Raw genomic sequence first — 758 nt, 5'->3', positions numbered from 1 at the left:
AGGGCCCGGTGCCCACCGGGTTCTGCGCGTTGCCGGCGGCGCTGCCGGGCTCGACGATCACCGCCGTCGCCTGCGCCAGCAGCGCCGGCAGGTCGGGCTCCGGATGCCTGAGCGTCAGCACCGCGGTCAGCGGATCGGGCGTCGCGATCGCGGCGATGTTCTCGAAGACGCGGCGGTCCTTGTTGAGGCTGTTCGGCGCGCCCGCGCGCTCGAAGCTGAACTTCACCGCCGTGGCGTCAAAGGGCGCGCCGTTGTGGAAGCGCACGCCCGGGCGCAGCGTGAAGGTCCAGGTCTTCTGGTCCGCCGAGGCGCTCCAGCGCAGCGCCAGCAGCGGCTTGGCCGAGCCGTCCTCGGCCACCTTGGTCAGCGGCTCCAGCACGTTGTAGAGCACGATCTCGCCGATGGCGGCGGCGGCGCCGGCGGTCGGGTCCAGGCCCGGGGGCTCGAGGGTCATGCCCAGCACCAGCGGCCGCCCGCCGGGCACCTGCGCGAAGGCCGGCAGCGCGGCGCCGAGGCTGGCGCCGACGGCGCCGATCGAGAGCCGGTGGAAACGGCGACGGTCCAGGGAGGTATCCATGGCCGCGGATCATGCCAAAGCGGCCAGCAGGTCCCGGGTGTAGGGATGCCGGGGATCGCCCAGCACGCGCGCGGCCGGGCCCTGCTCGACCGCTTCGCCGCCGCGCAGCACCAGCGCGTGGTCGCACAGCACCTCGACCGCCGCGAGGTCGTGGCTGACGATGACCAGGCTGATGCCGTCG

Annotated in this window: 1 protein-coding gene; it reads right to left on the bottom strand. The window is 74.1% G+C overall.

Features of this window, described 5'->3' with window-relative positions; genetic code table 11:
* Nucleotides 1–577, bottom strand: a 577-nt coding sequence (locus tag FUT87_RS26575) for an ABC transporter substrate-binding protein (protein WP_255512054.1), incomplete at its 3' end; no start/stop codon positions are given.
* Between the last annotated feature and the right edge of the window lie 181 nt (nt 578–758).

This window comes from Mitsuaria sp. TWR114 (genome assembly GCF_007997345.1).
Note: the sequence above shows the minus strand (reverse complement) of the source record. Positions and strands in the feature narration are given on the sequence as shown.